19 protein-coding genes and 1 pseudogene are annotated in these 14538 nt (G+C 66.1%); 17 read left to right on the top strand and 3 right to left on the bottom strand.

Features of this window, described 5'->3' with window-relative positions; genetic code table 11:
- Window positions 1-26: 26 nt before the first annotated feature.
- A complete protein-coding gene (locus tag D3273_RS13515) occupies window positions 27-296 on the bottom strand; it encodes a DUF2312 domain-containing protein (protein ID WP_129227395.1) in 270 nt (89 codons plus the stop codon).
- 155 nt (window positions 297-451) lie between these two features.
- Between D3273_RS13515 and D3273_RS13510 the strand changes: the two genes are divergently transcribed.
- The 5 genes and pseudogenes from D3273_RS13510 (at window position 452) to D3273_RS13490 (ending at window position 4737) form a co-directional block, all read left to right on the top strand.
- Window positions 452-1396 (top strand): 3-hydroxyacyl-CoA dehydrogenase, encoded by a 945-nt coding sequence (locus tag D3273_RS13510; protein WP_129227393.1) that lies wholly within the window; start codon window positions 452-454, stop codon window positions 1394-1396.
- A gap of 12 nt (window positions 1397-1408) precedes the next feature.
- A pseudogene (gene kce / locus D3273_RS13505) lies at window positions 1409-2331 on the top strand (3,5-dioxohexanoate:acetyl-CoA acetone transferase).
- Window positions 2332-2617: 286 nt separating this feature from the next.
- Window positions 2618-3826, top strand: coding sequence for a tyrosine-type recombinase/integrase (locus D3273_RS13500; protein ID WP_129227391.1), 1209 nt, complete (start codon window positions 2618-2620; stop codon window positions 3824-3826).
- Complete coding sequence (locus tag D3273_RS13495; protein WP_129227389.1) at window positions 3823-4350, top strand: hypothetical protein; 528 nt, start codon at window positions 3823-3825, stop codon at window positions 4348-4350. The genes D3273_RS13500 and D3273_RS13495 overlap by 4 nt, the downstream gene beginning before the upstream one ends.
- A gap of 138 nt (window positions 4351-4488) precedes the next feature.
- Window positions 4489-4737: a helix-turn-helix transcriptional regulator gene (locus tag D3273_RS13490; protein ID WP_129227387.1), complete on the top strand. Its 249-nt coding sequence runs from the start codon at window positions 4489-4491 to the stop codon at window positions 4735-4737.
- A gap of 78 nt (window positions 4738-4815) precedes the next feature.
- Here D3273_RS13490 and D3273_RS13485 read toward each other — a convergent pair whose 3' ends face one another.
- Window positions 4816-5010 (bottom strand): hypothetical protein, encoded by a 195-nt coding sequence (locus tag D3273_RS13485; RefSeq protein WP_129227385.1) that lies wholly within the window; start codon window positions 5008-5010, stop codon window positions 4816-4818.
- A gap of 63 nt (window positions 5011-5073) precedes the next feature.
- Here D3273_RS13485 and D3273_RS13480 point away from each other — a divergent pair, with 63 nt between their 5' ends.
- The 11 genes from D3273_RS13480 to D3273_RS29950 all read left to right on the top strand — a co-directional run bounded on the left by D3273_RS13480 (window position 5074) and on the right by D3273_RS29950 (window position 13549).
- The gene (locus D3273_RS13480; RefSeq protein WP_129227384.1) at window positions 5074-5412 is read left to right on the top strand and encodes a hypothetical protein; all 339 of its coding nucleotides are present in this window, start codon (window positions 5074-5076) and stop codon (window positions 5410-5412) included.
- On the top strand, window positions 5412-5834 hold the full coding sequence (locus D3273_RS13475; protein ID WP_129227382.1) for a hypothetical protein: 423 nt from the start codon (window positions 5412-5414) through the stop codon (window positions 5832-5834). Before D3273_RS13480 ends, D3273_RS13475 begins: the two co-directional genes overlap by 1 nt.
- Window positions 5834-8800, top strand: a complete 2967-nt coding sequence (locus D3273_RS13470) for a DUF927 domain-containing protein (protein WP_129227380.1) — start codon at window positions 5834-5836, stop codon at window positions 8798-8800. The genes D3273_RS13475 and D3273_RS13470 overlap by 1 nt, the downstream gene beginning before the upstream one ends.
- Window positions 8797-9567, top strand: a complete 771-nt coding sequence (locus tag D3273_RS13465; protein ID WP_129227378.1) for a hypothetical protein — start codon at window positions 8797-8799, stop codon at window positions 9565-9567. Before D3273_RS13470 ends, D3273_RS13465 begins: the two co-directional genes overlap by 4 nt.
- Window positions 9564-10052 (top strand): RuvC family protein, encoded by a 489-nt coding sequence (locus D3273_RS13460; RefSeq protein ID WP_129227376.1) that lies wholly within the window; start codon window positions 9564-9566, stop codon window positions 10050-10052. Before D3273_RS13465 ends, D3273_RS13460 begins: the two co-directional genes overlap by 4 nt.
- Window positions 10049-10393: a hypothetical protein gene (locus D3273_RS13455; protein ID WP_129227374.1), complete on the top strand. Its 345-nt coding sequence runs from the start codon at window positions 10049-10051 to the stop codon at window positions 10391-10393. Before D3273_RS13460 ends, D3273_RS13455 begins: the two co-directional genes overlap by 4 nt.
- Complete coding sequence (locus D3273_RS13450) at window positions 10390-10758, top strand: hypothetical protein (protein ID WP_129227372.1); 369 nt, start codon at window positions 10390-10392, stop codon at window positions 10756-10758. Before D3273_RS13455 ends, D3273_RS13450 begins: the two co-directional genes overlap by 4 nt.
- Before the next feature lie 11 nt (window positions 10759-10769).
- Window positions 10770-11276 (top strand): hypothetical protein, encoded by a 507-nt coding sequence (locus D3273_RS13445; protein ID WP_129227370.1) that lies wholly within the window; start codon window positions 10770-10772, stop codon window positions 11274-11276.
- Between the two features lie 22 nt (window positions 11277-11298).
- Complete coding sequence (locus tag D3273_RS29955) at window positions 11299-11550, top strand: HGGxSTG domain-containing protein (protein ID WP_129227509.1); 252 nt, start codon at window positions 11299-11301, stop codon at window positions 11548-11550.
- A gap of 92 nt (window positions 11551-11642) precedes the next feature.
- Window positions 11643-13016, top strand: a complete 1374-nt coding sequence (locus D3273_RS29805; RefSeq protein WP_129227369.1) for a DUF2382 domain-containing protein — start codon at window positions 11643-11645, stop codon at window positions 13014-13016.
- Window positions 13013-13549, top strand: coding sequence for an RES family NAD+ phosphorylase (locus D3273_RS29950; RefSeq protein WP_129227367.1), 537 nt, complete (start codon window positions 13013-13015; stop codon window positions 13547-13549). Before D3273_RS29805 ends, D3273_RS29950 begins: the two co-directional genes overlap by 4 nt.
- Here the strand turns inward: D3273_RS29950 and D3273_RS29945 are convergent.
- A complete protein-coding gene (locus D3273_RS29945) occupies window positions 13526-13663 on the bottom strand; it encodes a DUF2934 domain-containing protein (RefSeq protein ID WP_129227365.1) in 138 nt (45 codons plus the stop codon). The two genes, D3273_RS29950 and D3273_RS29945, sit on opposite strands and share 24 nt — an antisense overlap.
- Window positions 13664-14056: 393 nt before the next feature.
- On the opposite strand from D3273_RS29945, the gene D3273_RS13420 reads away from it, so the two are divergent.
- The gene (locus tag D3273_RS13420; protein ID WP_129227363.1) at window positions 14057-14536 is read left to right on the top strand and encodes a hypothetical protein; all 480 of its coding nucleotides are present in this window, start codon (window positions 14057-14059) and stop codon (window positions 14534-14536) included.
- Window positions 14537-14538: the final 2 nt, after the last annotated feature.

Here is a 14538-nt window from a genome sequence, read left to right as displayed (position 1 = left end):
TCGGAAGTCCCGCGCCGCCGCGCGCGTCAGGCCGCCTTCTTCATCGGCTCTTCGCTGTCCTCCATGGCCTGCATGTAGAGGTCGAGCAGCGATTCCTGCTCGTCGCGCTGGTCCTTGTCCTGCTTGCGGATCTTCAGGATCTCCTTCAGCACCTTGACGTCGAAGCCTTCGCCCTTGGCTTCGAGGAAGACCTCCTTCTTGCCCTCGGTGAGGGCCTTCAGCTCCTCCTCGATCTGCTCGACGCGCTCGATGAAGGAGCGGATCCGCTCCCCCGCGATCCCGACCGATCCGCCCATGCCGTGCTCCGTTGCTCTGGTCCGATGAGAACAGAACCTAAACGGATGACGGTCAATGAAAGGTTAACCGCGGCCCTCGCGTGCCCGTCGCATCTTCGCTAGGCTGCCTTCGGCGGGCGCGAAGACCCGCCTGACGATCGCGGGGGGAGGGCGCCATGAGGACGGCGATCATCGGGGCGGGCCTGGTCGGCCGCGCCTGGGCCATCAGCTTCGCGCGGGCGGGCCACGAGGTGCGGCTGTGGGACCGCGATCCCGCCGCGCTGTCCGCCGCGCTCGCCTTCGCCGACGGCGTCCTGCCCGCCCTCGCCGCCCAGGGCCTGCTGCGCGGATCCGAGCCTTCCGCGGTGCGGGCCCTGATGTCCCCGCACCAGGACCTCGCCGAAGCCCTGTCCGGCGTCGGGCATGCGCAGGAATCGGCGCCGGAGCGCGTCGACCTGAAGCGCGCCCTGTTTTCGGAGCTCGACCGGTCGGCCCCGCCGTCCGCCACGCTGGCGTCCTCGACCTCGGCTCTGCTGCCCTCGTCCTTCCAGGAGCACCTGCAGGGTCGCGCCCGCTGCCTGGTCTGCCACCCCATCAACCCGCCCTACCTCGTGCCGGCCATCGAAGTCGTGCCTTCGCCCTGGACGTCACCGGAAACGGTCGAGCGCGCGGCCGGCTTCATGCGCGGCTGCGGCCAGAACCCGCTGACGATGAAGCGCGAGATCGACGGCTTCATCATGAACCGCCTGCAGGCGGCGCTGCTGGAGGAATGTTTCCGCCTCGTCGCGGACGGCTACGCGTCGGCCGAGGACGTCGACATCGGCGTCCGCGACGGGCTGGCGCTGCGCTGGAGCTTCATGGGGCCGTTCGAAACCATCGATCTCAACGCGCCGGGCGGCGTGCGCGACTACGCCGAGCGCTATCAGGCCATGTGCGCAGGGCTGTCCGCCCAGATGGACCGCCGCGTCGACTGGTCCGGCCCCGTGATGGACGCCATCGAGGCGGACCGCGCCGGGCGGCTGCCCCGCGGCGACCTCGCGGAGCGTCAAGTGTGGCGGGACCGGCGCCTGATGGCGCTGCTGGCCCACAAGCGCGCGGCCGCCGCCGCGATCGGCGACTGAGAGACGGCGCCAATGGGCAAGGTCATCATCACCTGCGCGGTCACGGGCGCGATCCACACGCCTTCGATGTCGCCCCACCTGCCCGTCACGCCGGAGCAGATCGCCCACGCGGCGGTGGGCGCCGCCGAGGCGGGCGCCGCGATCCTCCACCTCCATGCCCGCGATCCCGCGACGGGCCGCCCGGACCAGAGCGTGGAGGCCTTCATGCGTTTCCTGCCGTCCATCCGCCAGCGCACCGATGCCGTGGTGAACCTCACCACGGGCGGCGCGCCCTCGATGACCCTGGAAGAGCGGCTCCGTCCCGCCGCGACGCTGAAGCCCGAGGTGGCGTCGCTCAACATGGGTTCGATGAACTTCGGCCTGTTCCCCATGCTGAACCGCTACGCGGCCTTCCAGCACGATTGGGAGCGGGCCGCGCTGGAGAACAGCCGCGACCTCGTGTTCCGCAACACCTTCGCCGACATCGAGCACGTGCTGCACACCTGCGCCGAGAACGGCACGCGCTTCGAGTTCGAATGCTACGACACGGCCCACCTGTACAACCTCGCGCATGTGCTCGACCGCGGGCTCGTCACGCCGCCGCTGTTCGTGCAGACGGTGTTCGGCATCCTCGGCGGCATCGGCACCCACGCCGAGGACGTGCTGCACCTGAGGCGCACCGCCGACCGCCTGTTCGGTGATGCCTACCGCTGGTCCGTCCTCGGTGCCGGCGCCGCCCAGATGCGGGTCGCCGCGCAGGCGGCCAGCATGGGGGCAACGTCCGCGTCGGCTTGGAGGATTCGCTGTGGGACGGGCCGGGCGTGCTCGCCCGCACCAACGCCGCCCAGGTGCGGCGCGTCCGCTCCATCCTCGAAGGGCTCGGCCTCGCGGTGGCGACCCCCGACGAGGCGCGTGCGATCCTGGCAATGAAAGGGGCCCGCGACGTCGGCTTCTGAACCGCCCGCCACGGATCGGGCCGTCGCGAGTCTGGCAGACCCTCGGCGTCGACAGGTCGGACGGTGGTGGTGCAGGCCCCGGGTGGTGAGCGCGCCGGGGCTCGAACCCGGGACATCCTGATTAAAAGTCCTGTTGTCTATCTGAGCATAGCTGATTGGGAAGCTGCGCAGCGTCAAAAGCCCCTTGCTAAACAGGCGATACAGCCTGATTAATGGGATCAGAAGCGCGCATGACAGCGCGCAAGGGTGCTTCCCAATTGCTTCCCAAAATCGAGGGTCGACCGCCGTGCGCCTCACAAAGGGGAACCTCGCCAGGATCTCGATCCCGCCCGGCAAGGCCGAGACGATCGTTTTCGACGACGATCTGCCCGGCTTCGGCCTGAGGCTGCGCGCCGGCGGGAAGCGAACCTGGCTGGCGCAGTACCGCGTCGGCACGAAACAGCGCCGGCTCACGCTGGGCACGGTCGAGACGGTCGACCCGGATGAAGCTCGGAAGCGCGCCAAGGCCGCCCTAGCCCGCGTGTCGCTTGGCGAAGATCCGGCCTTCGCCAAGGCCGAGAAGGTCAAGGCACAGTCCGTCACCATTCGCTCGACCCTGCAGAACTTCCTGACCCATGCCCAGGCCCGCCAGCGCCCGAGCACCTACGATGGGACGCGCCGGTACATGGATGTCCACTGGGCCCCCTTGTTGGATATGCCGCTCGCCTCCGTTGACCGGCCCCGCGTCGCGGCACGCCTTCTGGAAATCGCACGAGAGAACGGGCCCGTGGCCGGCAACCGGTCCCGCGCGGCCCTGTCGTCCTACTTCACATGGGCGATCGGCGAGGGACTGGCCAACGCCAACCCTACTGCAGGGACGAACAAGCCTGGCGCCGAGGTGGCGCGCGACCGCGTGCTATCGGCTGACGAGCTGCGCCTCGCCTGGCAGTGCGCGGGAGACGGTGACTTCGGCGCCATTGTCCGGCTGCTCATTCTGACCGCAGCGCGCCGCGACGAAATCGCCGCTCTGTCGTGGAGCGAGATCTCCGGCTCGACTCTCGCCATCCCCGGCGCGCGCACGAAGTCGAAGACGCCCCTGCTGCTGGACCTGCCACCGCTCGCCGTCTCAATCCTCGCAGGTGTCGAACAGCGGGAAGGGCGCGACCTCCTATTCGGCCGCTCCGGGCCGTTCTCTGGGTTCGGAAAGGCGCGTGAGGCCCATGCCCGCCGCATGCTCGATGCGTTGCGGGCCGAGCGCGGTCCGAAGGCGGTTCTCCCGCCGTTTCGCCTTCACGACCTGCGACGGACCGCAGCGACAGGCATGGCCGACCTCGGGGTGCAGCCGCACGTCGTCGAAGCGGTGCTGAACCACATCAGCGGCAGCAAGGCGGGGGTGGCTGGAATCTACAACCGCGCCGCGTATCGCGATGAGAAGCGGGCCGCGCTGGCGCTGTGGGCGGGGCGGGTCGAGCGGCTTTGTGGGTTTTCAGGAACTTGTGGAGAACCTAACAAGTGAGCAAGCTTAACCACAAACCTCGATTTGAAGGTGCCCTTGCAAAATCTATTCCCGGCGCATCCTTTGTTTTTGCTATGGAGCAGCTAGAGGCCAATTTTAACAAGGAAAATCAGGAAAAACTTGAGCGAGCGTGGCGAGAGGTTGAGTTAGAGCAGTATATCAAGATACCACTTTTGCTTGATCACTACGGCATCGATAAAAGTTTATCCGAGGAAATCAGAAATCACTTGCTCGTTTTTGCCTTAGCTCAGGATGTTGTTCCTGGATTTATGGTCGATCGAAAGCTCAACGAACGGCCTGGAAGGGGACGGCCAAAAAAAATACCTGCAAAGATGTTGTACGATTTCGCGAAGCTTCGACGAGCGGGGATAGGTCCGTCTGAAGCCGTACGAAAACTTAACGCGAAAGGTCCGTGGAAGAACGCGGTGCCTCATGGGATCAACGCTAGATACAGCGAGCATGATCGGCAGGGTAGCTTAGACGAGCTATTCCGAAAGGTTGAAGAGGACGAGCGTACGAAATAGGACGCTGCGCTTTTCGTACGATACGAAAAGAATAGCGTATTTCCGTATGGTACGAAAATGACGAGCCAGTTTTTTCGTACAACGCAATGATCATTATTGCCCTCAGCCGCTCATTCAGCAGCGGCCGAGGAGCATAGAATGCCCCAGGCACAAGACATCGGAAAGAAAGCGGCCACGCTGCCCGCGTTTCTCGACCGGAACCGCATCCTGAACGTCGAACAGATGGCCGAAGGCCTCGGCTTCAGCGTCGCTCACTTCCGTCGACTTTACCGGACAGGCAAGGTTCCGAAGCCCGTCCAGATCGGCGGCCGCAAGCTCGGCTGGCCCGCGGGCACGCTGATCGACCTGACCACCGTGGCGCCCGACGCCGGAAAGGTGGCGGCGTGAGATGGCTCTGAAAAGCAGAAGGGGCGGCCCTCGCGAAGCCGCCCCCCTGAAGAATGCTTTCCTGGCCGGAAGCGACCTTCAGAATAGCGCCTCCCCCGGAAAAATCCAGACGCCCCGCGCGGTTCTTTGGCTCGCGCGCCGCACCGGCATGTCGATGTCGATGGCCGCTGCCGTCGCCAGCGCCAACAGCTTCGGGAGGGCCGCATGAGCGGCGCCTTTCACTTCGTCGGCGGCGAGGTCCCGCGGCACCGCCTGGATTTCGCGGTCGAGCACGGACCGCTCCACCTCCGCGGCGTCTATCGCTGCGTCCGGGACGGCGGTATCGGGTTCGCCACCGTGCCCCAGCGCGCCGGCCGCTTCGACATGCCGACTACCCGACCGCACGTCGTCATTTTGGGCGACGACAGGAGCCAGGCGCTCGGGCCCTCGGCGTTCCACCGCAAGAGCGTCCGGCGCTTCGCCGCCCGGTGCCGGACAGCTTCCATCGTGGCGTGCGAGGCACTGCCGATCCTCTACACGGGGCCCGCTCTGGCCGCGATGGGGATGCGTTGGGACGGCCTGATCGTCGAGACGCTGCCGCGGTGGGAAGCCTCATGGGCCGACCTCATCCGCGAGGCGAACCCCTCCATCGCCCTGATGATCGGCACCGTGAAGCCGGAAGGCGGTGTCCAGTGATGGCCGCCGCGATACCCCCGGCCGTGCTGCCCCGCATCGGCGCACTGCTGCGGATGATGGCGAGCCCGGTCGACGGCGAAGCCTTGAACGCCGCTCGCGCGCTCGGGCGGACGCTGCAGGGCGCCGGGGTCGACTGGCACGCGCTGGCGGACGCGGTCGAGCACCCCACCTCGTCGCCGACGCCACTTCGTCGCCCCCGCAGGTCGAAGCCCGACCACGGGCACATCGATTGGACGCCGGCCTATCGACGCGAGGTGCGGGGGACGCTGGAGCGCGGGCTTTTCCGGCTCAGCCTCACCCCGTGGGAGCGCCAGTTCACCACCGACATCATCGCGCGCCTGCGCGACCCGCGCGGACGTCTGACATTTCGCCAAGCCGAGGTCGTTGATCGCCTCGTCGCTAAGATCGAGGGCCGTCGCTGATGGCAGAAGCTGAGACCTATGTCGTCACTCGCGACATCAAGGCGGCCGTACAGGGACGCGAAACAGACGTGCTCGACGCCCTCAACATCGATTGGCGGCGCTGCACAAAGTCGAGCCACATCGCGTGCCCCTATCCGGATCACCAGAGCAACGGCGATAACTGGCGTTGGGACGCCCGGAAGGCCAAGGCATTCTGCTCCTGCCTGTCAGATGGTCACGCGGACTCCATCCTCGACGTCGTGATGAAATGCGATGGGGTCGACATCGAAGGCGCCAAGATCCGAGCGGCCGAGGCGATCGGACGGTCTGACCTCATCAAGACGAAGGGTGGCGGCAAGGGCGGCCAGCGTATGGACGCCACGTCGCTGCTAAACCCGCCGGCCGGGTCGGCGGACGCGGGCCTGCCTGTCGCCTACCTGGCGCACCGCCTCGGGATCGCGCCGGGCGACGTGCTGATGCCGTCCACCGCGGCTGTAGGCTGGATGGCTCTGACGTACTGGGAAGCGCCGTCCAAGCCGGGCGGCAAGCCTGTCGACGTGGGGCAGTTCCCGGCGGTGGCCTTCAGCACCGTGGCGGCGGACGGCGGGCTGCACTGTCATCGCATCTACGTGGCTCCGGGCGGGGCCGGAAAGGCCGACCTCGGGACAGGGCCGAACGGGAGGGCCCGCGACCCGAAGAAGTCGGCCAAGGCGCCTGCAGATGGCGCCAGCACGGCGGGCCGCAGCGTCATGTGGGGCAGTGCCGGCAAAGCGCCTCATGTCATCGTGACAGAGGGGATCGAAACGGGCGCCGCGGTGGCGCACGCCTTCCGGCGCGAGGTCGAGGTCGGCGAGATCGCGGTGGCGGCGGCCATCTCGACGGCGGGCGTGGCGGCTTGGCAACCCTGGCCCGCAACGCGTCAGGTGACGATCGCCGCCGACCGCGACGAAGCCCCGAAGGACGGTAGGGCGCAGCCGACCAAGGCCGGCGAGCGCGCCGCTCGCGAATTAGGGATGCGGCGCCACGATGAGGGCTCGGCCATTGAGACCCGTATCGTCCTGCCCGGCACTCCTGGGACGGCGACAGATTGGCTGGACACGCTGCGTGCGGACGGCGTTGATGCCGTGCGCGGCGGCATCGAGCGCGCGGCGCGGTTTGTGCCGACCGCGGCCGAGCTACGCGAGAGGGCGGAGAAGGTTGGGCGGCAAGCGGAGTTGGAGCGGATCGCGACGCTGTATCCGGTTCCGATCCTGAACGGACGGACCCTGTTCTACGACTTTGCTAGCGATGGTCGGATCTGGCTCCATAAGGAGTTCACGAAGGGCTCGGGCGAGAATGCGGTGGTGCTTCGCGCGCCGATCGCGAGCCCCTTCGGGATCACAGCCCGGCTTCGCGTGGTCGACGACGCTGATGCCTACGGCCTGCGCCTCCTGCTGGAAGACATGGATGGGCACCCGCGTGCGGTGGACATCGAGCGCAAGAACCTCGCTGCGATGGGTGGTGCGGAAGCTCGCGGGCTGTTTCTCGAAGCCGGAGTGAGATTTCAGGACGATGGCGAACTCGTCGCAGTCGCCGCGCTGAAGGCGGCCCATCCCGATCAGGAGATTCGTATCGTTCGTCATCCCGGGTGGCACGACGCCGGTGGAGCCCGGTTCTATGTTGCGCCCGGTGGGGAGGTCATCGGTCTGCCGGAAGGCCAGAGCGTCGAATTAGCGGCCGGGTCGGTAATGCCGGAAACGGTGGCCCGCGGTGGAACGCTCGACGGATGGAAGGCCGGTGCTGCTGCCGCAGTAAACGCGTCGGGTTGCCCCCATTTCACGCTCGGGTTGGCGGCCGGGTTCGCGGGAGTGCTGGTCGATCTCTGCGGGCTGGACAGCGTCGGCATCAATCTGTCTGGCCAGACCAGCGCCGGGAAGACCACGGCGCAGCGCCTTGCGGCCTCGGTCTGGTCGGTGCCGGACTCGACGCGGCCAGGGCTGTTCCAGGTCGCAAAGACCACCGTCAACGGCTTCGAGTTTCTGGCGGCCAAGGCCAACGGCAGCGTCTTCGCACTGGACGAGTTGGCTCACCTCAGCGGGAAGGAGACGGCGCGCGTCGTCTACACTCTCGCGAGCGGCGTCGGCAAAGCCCGCATGACAGCCAACGCCACGGCCCGCGATCCCCACCGCTGGAAAACTTTCGCCATCTTATCGAGCGAGACGAGCCTCGAGGCCAAAATCACGGCGGACGGGGAGAGTTGGACAGGTGGACAGGCGGTCCGCATCGCCGATGTCGACGTCACCGGCATCAATCGGATGCTCGACGCGGGTACGTTTGCAAAGATCGCCAGCGTGTCGCGTCACCATGGACACGCCGGTCCAACCTTCGTGCGGGCGCTGGTGGCTGCAGGGACTCATGAGCGGGCTGCGGAGGTCAGAGACAAGATCAACGAAGGCGCACGCCGGCTAGCCGGGCCAGGGGCCGACGCGGCCACCATCCGGGCAGCACTGCCCTTGGCCATCCTCGCCGCGGCTGGCAGCTTCGCTCAGGCTTTTGGGCTGCTGCCGGCAGGAACAGCTGTCAACGACGCCGTGCGATGGGCCTGGGCGGGCTTCAAGGCATCGAGCGATGCCCAGGCGCTTGACCCGGCGGAACAGGCCATCGGTAATCTGAGGCAGTGGATTGCGGAGCGGTGGAACACCTCCATTCATTGGCTCGATGCCGAAATGCGCCCGACGCGGGACGCCCTCGGCTGGTGGGACGACCGAGCGATCTATCTCACGCCCGACAGGCTCATCGAAGGGTCTGGCGGCACGCTGAAGGAGGGGTTGGTCGCCAAGGCCCTCAGCGGCGCCGGGATGCTGGCGAAAACCAAAGATGCCGAACACCTCTGCATCTCCTTCGTGCCGAAGGTCGGACGCCTGAAAGCCTACGCGCTTTCCCGCAACCACTTCGGCCGGGATCAGCAGGACGAGCCATTCAAAGCCTACGCGGGAGGCCGCGCATGATTGATCCCGTCGCCCTGCTCGATGATGTGTTCTCCGGCCTGGATGGGTCCGCAACCCGTCCAATTCCCGGTTCTGAGGGGTCAGTTCCCGGTGCAGTTCCCGGTAGCTTCGATGTCCATCCTATTGAAATGGCTTACAGTTCCCGGACTTCCCGGTGTTCCCGGTCCGAAAACGGAGTTCTTGGAAAAAGTGATCGCGAGCCAGCGCGCAACGATGTTGCGCCGCTCGGAAAAGTCGCGCGCACGAGATCTCATGTTGTAGCACCGGGAACACCGGGAACACCGGGAATTGGGGGAAAAAGCCTTGCAGTATCAACGTTCCCCCAGTTCCCGGTAAAAGATGTAGAACCGGGAACACCGGGAACTGAAAGCGGCCTCTGCGAGCGGATCGGCCCTCCCCCTGGCGACCCCCTCCCGATCTCTCCGGCCGACGTCCGCGCCGGTGTCGAGCGTGAGCTTCGTGCCCTGGCTGAAGACGGTCGCGAGGGGCCCGCCGCTCTGCGGGACGCGGTCGAGATTACCCGGGCGAAAGTCCGCAACTCGGAAGCTCTAGCGGAGCGCCAAGCCCACGGCGGTCGGTGCCACGTCTGCGATGGGCCGCTCGACGACTCCGCGCCGGTGGTGGCTGTGCTGAGCGGGAGACGCGGGGCTCCGCTGTTCATGCACGCCGCGTGCTGCCCCGCCTACACGACGCGCCGGACGGTGCTGGTCGACAAAATCATTGTGGCAGCCGGGTACGGCGCCGAAGCGGAAGGGGAAGCAGCATGAGCGCACTCGTGATCGGAATAGACCCTGGCCTTAGCGGCGCGCTGGCGCTGCTGACCTCGGACGCGGTTCTCGTCGACATCGACGACATGCCGACGCTGCAGGACGGCGCGGCAGGCCGGAGAGCCATCAACGCGCCGCTGCTCGCCGCCCGGGTGCGGGCCTGGGGTGCCGGGCAGGCCTATTGCGAGCTGGTCGGGCCTCGTCCCGGCGAGGGTCCGGTGGGGGCGTTCGGGTTCGGTCGGAGCCGGGGCATCATCGAGGGCACCCTCGGGGCGCTGGGCGTCCCTGTCGTCATGTTGGCGCCGGCGTGGTGGAAACGGCGCGTGGACATCGGGCCCGGGGCGGACAGGAAGGACGAAGCGCGATCTAAGGCCATCGCGCGGTGGCCCAGCATGGCGCAGCGGTTCGCGCGGAAGAAGGACGATGGTCGCGCCGAGGCCGCACTGATCGCGGTGGCCGGCTTGGCGCGGGAGACGGGCCGATGAGCCGGCGCCGCACCTCCGCAGCCCTCGCGCCCGTCCCGGTGCAGTCCACCTCGCCCCGGTTCGTGCTGCGGCGCTACGCGGAAGATCCCACCCCGCCCGACCTCGTCGCCAGCATCGAAGATGCGCTCGGGAACGGGCTGGCCGTCACGTTCTTCATCTGCCGCGACGACGGCACGCCGCTTTTCGAGCTGCGGCCCTTTCGGGGCGTGGTTCACGTCATGGGATGGCGCGGCGATCATTTGGCGACGTGCGCGATGGTCGAGACGGCGCTGAGCCGAGCGTGGGAATACGCGGACCCGGTTCGGCCGAAGGCGGCGACCCGGTCGAAGAGGAGGGTATGACCATGGCGAAGGCACGTTCAGAACAGCGCGACAACAGCGCAGGACGCACCGTCGGCCGTCCCTTCACCAAGGGGGCGAGCGGCAACCCTGGCGGCCGTCCGAAGCTGCCACCGGAACTGCGCGAGCGGGCGCAGTCCTACTCGGTCGAGGCAATCGACACACTGCGGGCGCTCATGGTCGACGACGGCCAGCCCGGCTCAGTGCGGGTGGCATCGGCTTCAGCGATCCTGGACCGCGGGCACGGGAAGCCGGTGGCGACGGTCGACGTGCGGCCGAAGCGGTCGCTGGCGGACTACACGACGGACGAGCTCCTGGCCCTGGCGATGCTGGCCGGTGAGGACGGCGATGCCGGCTTAGCGAACTAAGGGAAAGCATCATGAACGGCGAGATCACCGCATCAAGCGAGACGACCCCCGCCACCGCGCCGGAGGGCCGGGACGTCATCCGGGAAGCCACGGGATCGAGGAACGCGAAGTGGGGCTCAAGCCTATTGAACCGCACGCTCGGCACGCTGTCGGACGTGAGGAAGGCAGAGGACAAAGAGGCTCGCGCTGCCCTGGTCGGGCTGACGATGGACAGCCTTGCGGCCTTCGCGCCGAAGAACCCTGTGGAAGGGATGATCGCGGCGCAGGCCGTGGCGCTGCATCAGGCCAGCATGGAATGCCTCCGCCGCGCGATGATTCCGGAACAGCCAGCGGAGGTCGCGGCCAAGCTGCGGAAGGACGGCGCCAACCTGGGCCGCGGCTTCACCGACATGCTGGATGCTCTGGCTCGGCATCGGGGCAAGGGTCCTCAGGTCGTCCGGGTCGAGCGCGTCGTGGTGCAGGACGGCGGCCAAGCCATCGTCGGGGCGGTTGCTACGGGGAGGGCCGGGGGTGAGTGACGAAAACCGCACACTGAACCCCATGGCGCCCCGCCCCGGCGGTATCTGCGGTGCGAAAACCCGTCAGGGTGGATCCTGCGGTCAGTCCGCTATGCCGAACGGCCGGTGCCGCTTCCACGGTGGGCTGTCGACGGGGCCGCGGACCCCTGAAGGTTTGGAGCGACTGCGGGCGGCGAGGACGGTTCATGGGTCACGAGGCCGCAAGGGGCGCGAGCTGCGGGCGCTCGTCCAGGCGCTGCGGGCCGAGGCGAGGCGGGTGTGCGAGGCGGTGTGATTCCGAGCCGCCTTGAGGTCACAGATGCCAAGGCGTACATTTTGCGGTGGGCATCCTTGATGCCAATCAACGCGGATCACGGTGGAGCCTTCATGGCCAATCACAGCATCACCGCCGTCTTTGACACGCGCAGCCACGCCGATCAGGCCGTGGCGGAACTTAAGTCCTCCGGCGTCCCCGCGTCTGACATCACCCTGCTGCCCGCAGAAGGTGAGGCGCTGGGCTCAGCCGCGACCGGTGGCGTAAGCTTCTGGGGCTCGCTGGAGCAGCTCTTCAGCGGCACCGAGGACCGCGCCACCTACGCGGAAAGCATCCGCCGCGGCGGCATCACACTGACAGTGCGGGCCGACGAAGACCGCCTCGACGGAATTGTCGACGTCCTGGAGCGGCATGGCTCCGTGGACCTCGACGAGCGAGAGCGGAGTTGGCGTAGCGAGGGCTGGACGGGCGCCGCGGAGAACGCAGCCGGCATGACAGTGGCTGGAAGAACTCCGCTCGCGCCGATGTCGCGGCTCTCGACCAGGGCGGCCGAGCGCGGCGATGAGGACGTCGTGCAGGTCGTTGAGGAGCGCCTCGACGTTGACAAGCGCGTCGTTAGCCGCGGCAAGGTCCGTCTGCACAGCTACGTCGTCGAGAGTCAGGTGTCCGAGGACGTCACCCTGCGTGTCGAGACGGTCAGCATTGACCGGTACTCCATCGACCGCCCCGTGGCGGCGCTCGGCGCCGAAGCGTTCTGGGAGCGCACGATCGAGCTCGAAGAGTTCGCCGAGGAGGCGGTCGTGGCCAAGTCGGCCCGGGTGGTCGAGGAGATTGGCATCCACAAGGAGGCTGCCGATCGCATCGAGACTATCAACGAGACGCTGCGCAAGACGGTGGTGGACATCGACGACGCCCGCACGGGCGGGACCGTGACGGGCGCCTTGGGGCGCTTCGCCGCCGAAATCCGCAACGGCATGGAGGTCGTCGGTTCCGACGGGATCCACGTCGGTACCGTGGACTACATGAACGGCGGCCGCATCAAGCTGAAGAAGGCCGATGTCGCGGTGGGTGGCGAACACCACTACCTGACCCACGACATAGTGCAGTCGGTTGCCGGCAAGGTGATGCTGGCCGTCACCGCCGCCAAGGCCGAAGCGCGTCTAGAACCTTCCTATGACTCGAACCAATCTGATGTAGCGCCGGCCATAGCTCTACACGACGAGCCCATCTTCGACTTCGCTGCAGAAGCGAAGCGCCTCGACGTAGCCTTAGGAACGGCTACTTCTAGAGAGGACGCAATGCGTACACTGCAGCGAATTGCGGCTGACGCTACAGATATATTTTCCGAAAAATCTGAGGCACTTTCATTTCTGACCGAGAAGCCTCTGGATGAGGAGGGTAGAGATGGAGTCACTCTCCTTATGGAACGGGGTTTACCATCGATTATTTCACGACTGGATGATATCCGATTTGGATTTCAGGGATGATAGTCGATGCTGAACACCTAGGATTGGTTTATCGCGCCGCCCAACTTAAGTATATCCGCACGGCCATCGGAGGAACTGGCGCTCGTCGGAGGGCTGGTCGGTTTAACAGACCGGACCATTTGGCTGTTTATGTATCAACGGACGTTCAAACTGCGTTTGCCGAGTACCAACAGAATAATCCGAATCGACCAAGGCCGTGCGGAATTGTAAGCATCGATTTACAAGTTAGGGGCTTATTAGACTTGCGCAGCATTTCCGTTGGCGATCCTGCTGATTTTAATCACTGGCGAGCGGATTGGAAAGCTGCACGAGACGCATTCTATAGAGGGGACAGCACTGCTGATTGCCCAAGCTGGAGATGTTATGATGTAGCACTACGAGAAAAGTGCTCCGGGATCATTTATCCTTCAACGCGATCGGGTGGAACAAACATTGTCTATTACCAAGAGTATGCATCTTTTTCAGATCTCAGGATCGACCCCATTGATCCAGCGAACGAAATTCGCGATCTAGTTAAAAACGGTGTAGCCTAAGATCCTCCGCCGCTTCGCTAAACGCCAATGCTGCTCGTGTTGGCCGTGAGCATGGCCGCTATTTCCCCAGAGCTGATGGGCTCGTGCGCGGATGGCGGCTTCGCGTTCTTGCATCGTGTCGTCGTCCTGTCGTGCCGGCCTGCAGCGTCTTGCCTCGGGGCGCTCATAGCCGCTTCCCCGCGCTATGGGCAAGCCAAGAGCGGCTTGAGGGATCTCAGGAGGCGGCTTGCCCTGTGACTGCTAGCTCGATCGCGCTGCCTTTTCGCATGAAGAGCAGGTGCCGTCTAAGCGGCTCGGGAAGACGAACAACCTATGGTCGCCTAAGATCACTCATGATTATTGAGACGTCGTGTTACATTGCGAAGCTGAAAGACGTCTGATCAGGCGAGTTGCTTTCTTTCTGTCGATGGTAGGTCTATCCTGTAAGGCATATCGTATCCCTGGCCGGGAGCCTTCCATGATCCTCTACATTGTCACTCCCCTGCCGACCTTGCGGGAGACCTGATCATGCCCGACTTCGACATCCTCGGCACGAACGCGAATATCTACGGGGCGCAGCCCGGTTCGTTCGGCTCGGGTCTCTATCAGGCGCTCGGGTCCCAGCAGGGCGGCGGGCAGGGGCAGAATGGCCGGGTCTTCAACTCCGTCCCGCTCGCCGGGCAGCCTCAGCCGCAGGCTCAACCGGGCGCCCCGATCAGCGGACTCGTCGCCGGCGCCCTCGGGCTGCCGACCGTGGCCGGGGCGGACCCCGGGACCGCCTACCTCGCGCAACAGCAGCAGCAGCAGGCCAACGGCGGGCAGGGGCAGCAGCCACAGCAGATGTCCGGCCTCATGGCGGGCATTCTCGGCATGCCGCAGCCCGGACAGGCTGCTGGGCAGCAAGGGCAGCAGCAGCCCAACGGCGCCCAGCCGCAGAACAACATGGGCTCGAACATCGGCGGCCTGCTGCGGGCCATGATCTACAACGGCCAGAGCCAGGACGCGTGACG

Origin of the sequence: Lichenibacterium minor (assembly GCF_004137685.1) — a bacterium.
In the GTDB taxonomy this organism is placed as follows: Bacteria; Pseudomonadota; Alphaproteobacteria; order Rhizobiales; family Beijerinckiaceae; genus Lichenihabitans; species Lichenihabitans minor.
Note: the sequence above shows the minus strand (reverse complement) of the source record. Positions and strands in the feature narration are given on the sequence as shown.

What these genes read in the sequence shown, in the direction of transcription:
- D3273_RS13515 (WP_129227395.1), bottom strand. Translation starts at nt 296, where the DNA reads ATGGGCGGATCGGTCGGGATCGCGGGGGAGCGGATCCGCTCCTTCATC.
- D3273_RS13460 (WP_129227376.1), top strand. Translation starts at nt 9,564, where the DNA reads ATGAGCGCACTCGTGATCGGAATAGACCCTGGCCTTAGCGGCGCGCTG.
- D3273_RS13465 (WP_129227378.1), top strand. Translation starts at nt 8,797, where the DNA reads ATGATTGATCCCGTCGCCCTGCTCGATGATGTGTTCTCCGGCCTGGAT.
- D3273_RS29805 (WP_129227369.1), top strand. Translation starts at nt 11,643, where the DNA reads ATGGCCAATCACAGCATCACCGCCGTCTTTGACACGCGCAGCCACGCC.
- D3273_RS29945 (WP_129227365.1), bottom strand. Translation starts at nt 13,663, where the DNA reads ATGCAAGAACGCGAAGCCGCCATCCGCGCACGAGCCCATCAGCTCTGG.
- D3273_RS13445 (WP_129227370.1), top strand. Translation starts at nt 10,770, where the DNA reads ATGAACGGCGAGATCACCGCATCAAGCGAGACGACCCCCGCCACCGCG.
- D3273_RS13420 (WP_129227363.1), top strand. Translation starts at nt 14,057, where the DNA reads ATGCCCGACTTCGACATCCTCGGCACGAACGCGAATATCTACGGGGCG.
- D3273_RS13475 (WP_129227382.1), top strand. Translation starts at nt 5,412, where the DNA reads ATGGCCGCCGCGATACCCCCGGCCGTGCTGCCCCGCATCGGCGCACTG.
- D3273_RS29950 (WP_129227367.1), top strand. Translation starts at nt 13,013, where the DNA reads ATGATAGTCGATGCTGAACACCTAGGATTGGTTTATCGCGCCGCCCAA.
- D3273_RS13510 (WP_129227393.1), top strand. Translation starts at nt 452, where the DNA reads ATGAGGACGGCGATCATCGGGGCGGGCCTGGTCGGCCGCGCCTGGGCC.
- D3273_RS13455 (WP_129227374.1), top strand. Translation starts at nt 10,049, where the DNA reads ATGAGCCGGCGCCGCACCTCCGCAGCCCTCGCGCCCGTCCCGGTGCAG.
- D3273_RS13450 (WP_129227372.1), top strand. Translation starts at nt 10,390, where the DNA reads ATGACCATGGCGAAGGCACGTTCAGAACAGCGCGACAACAGCGCAGGA.
- D3273_RS29955 (WP_129227509.1), top strand. Translation starts at nt 11,299, where the DNA reads ATGGCGCCCCGCCCCGGCGGTATCTGCGGTGCGAAAACCCGTCAGGGT.
- D3273_RS13490 (WP_129227387.1), top strand. Translation starts at nt 4,489, where the DNA reads ATGCCCCAGGCACAAGACATCGGAAAGAAAGCGGCCACGCTGCCCGCG.
- D3273_RS13470 (WP_129227380.1), top strand. Translation starts at nt 5,834, where the DNA reads ATGGCAGAAGCTGAGACCTATGTCGTCACTCGCGACATCAAGGCGGCC.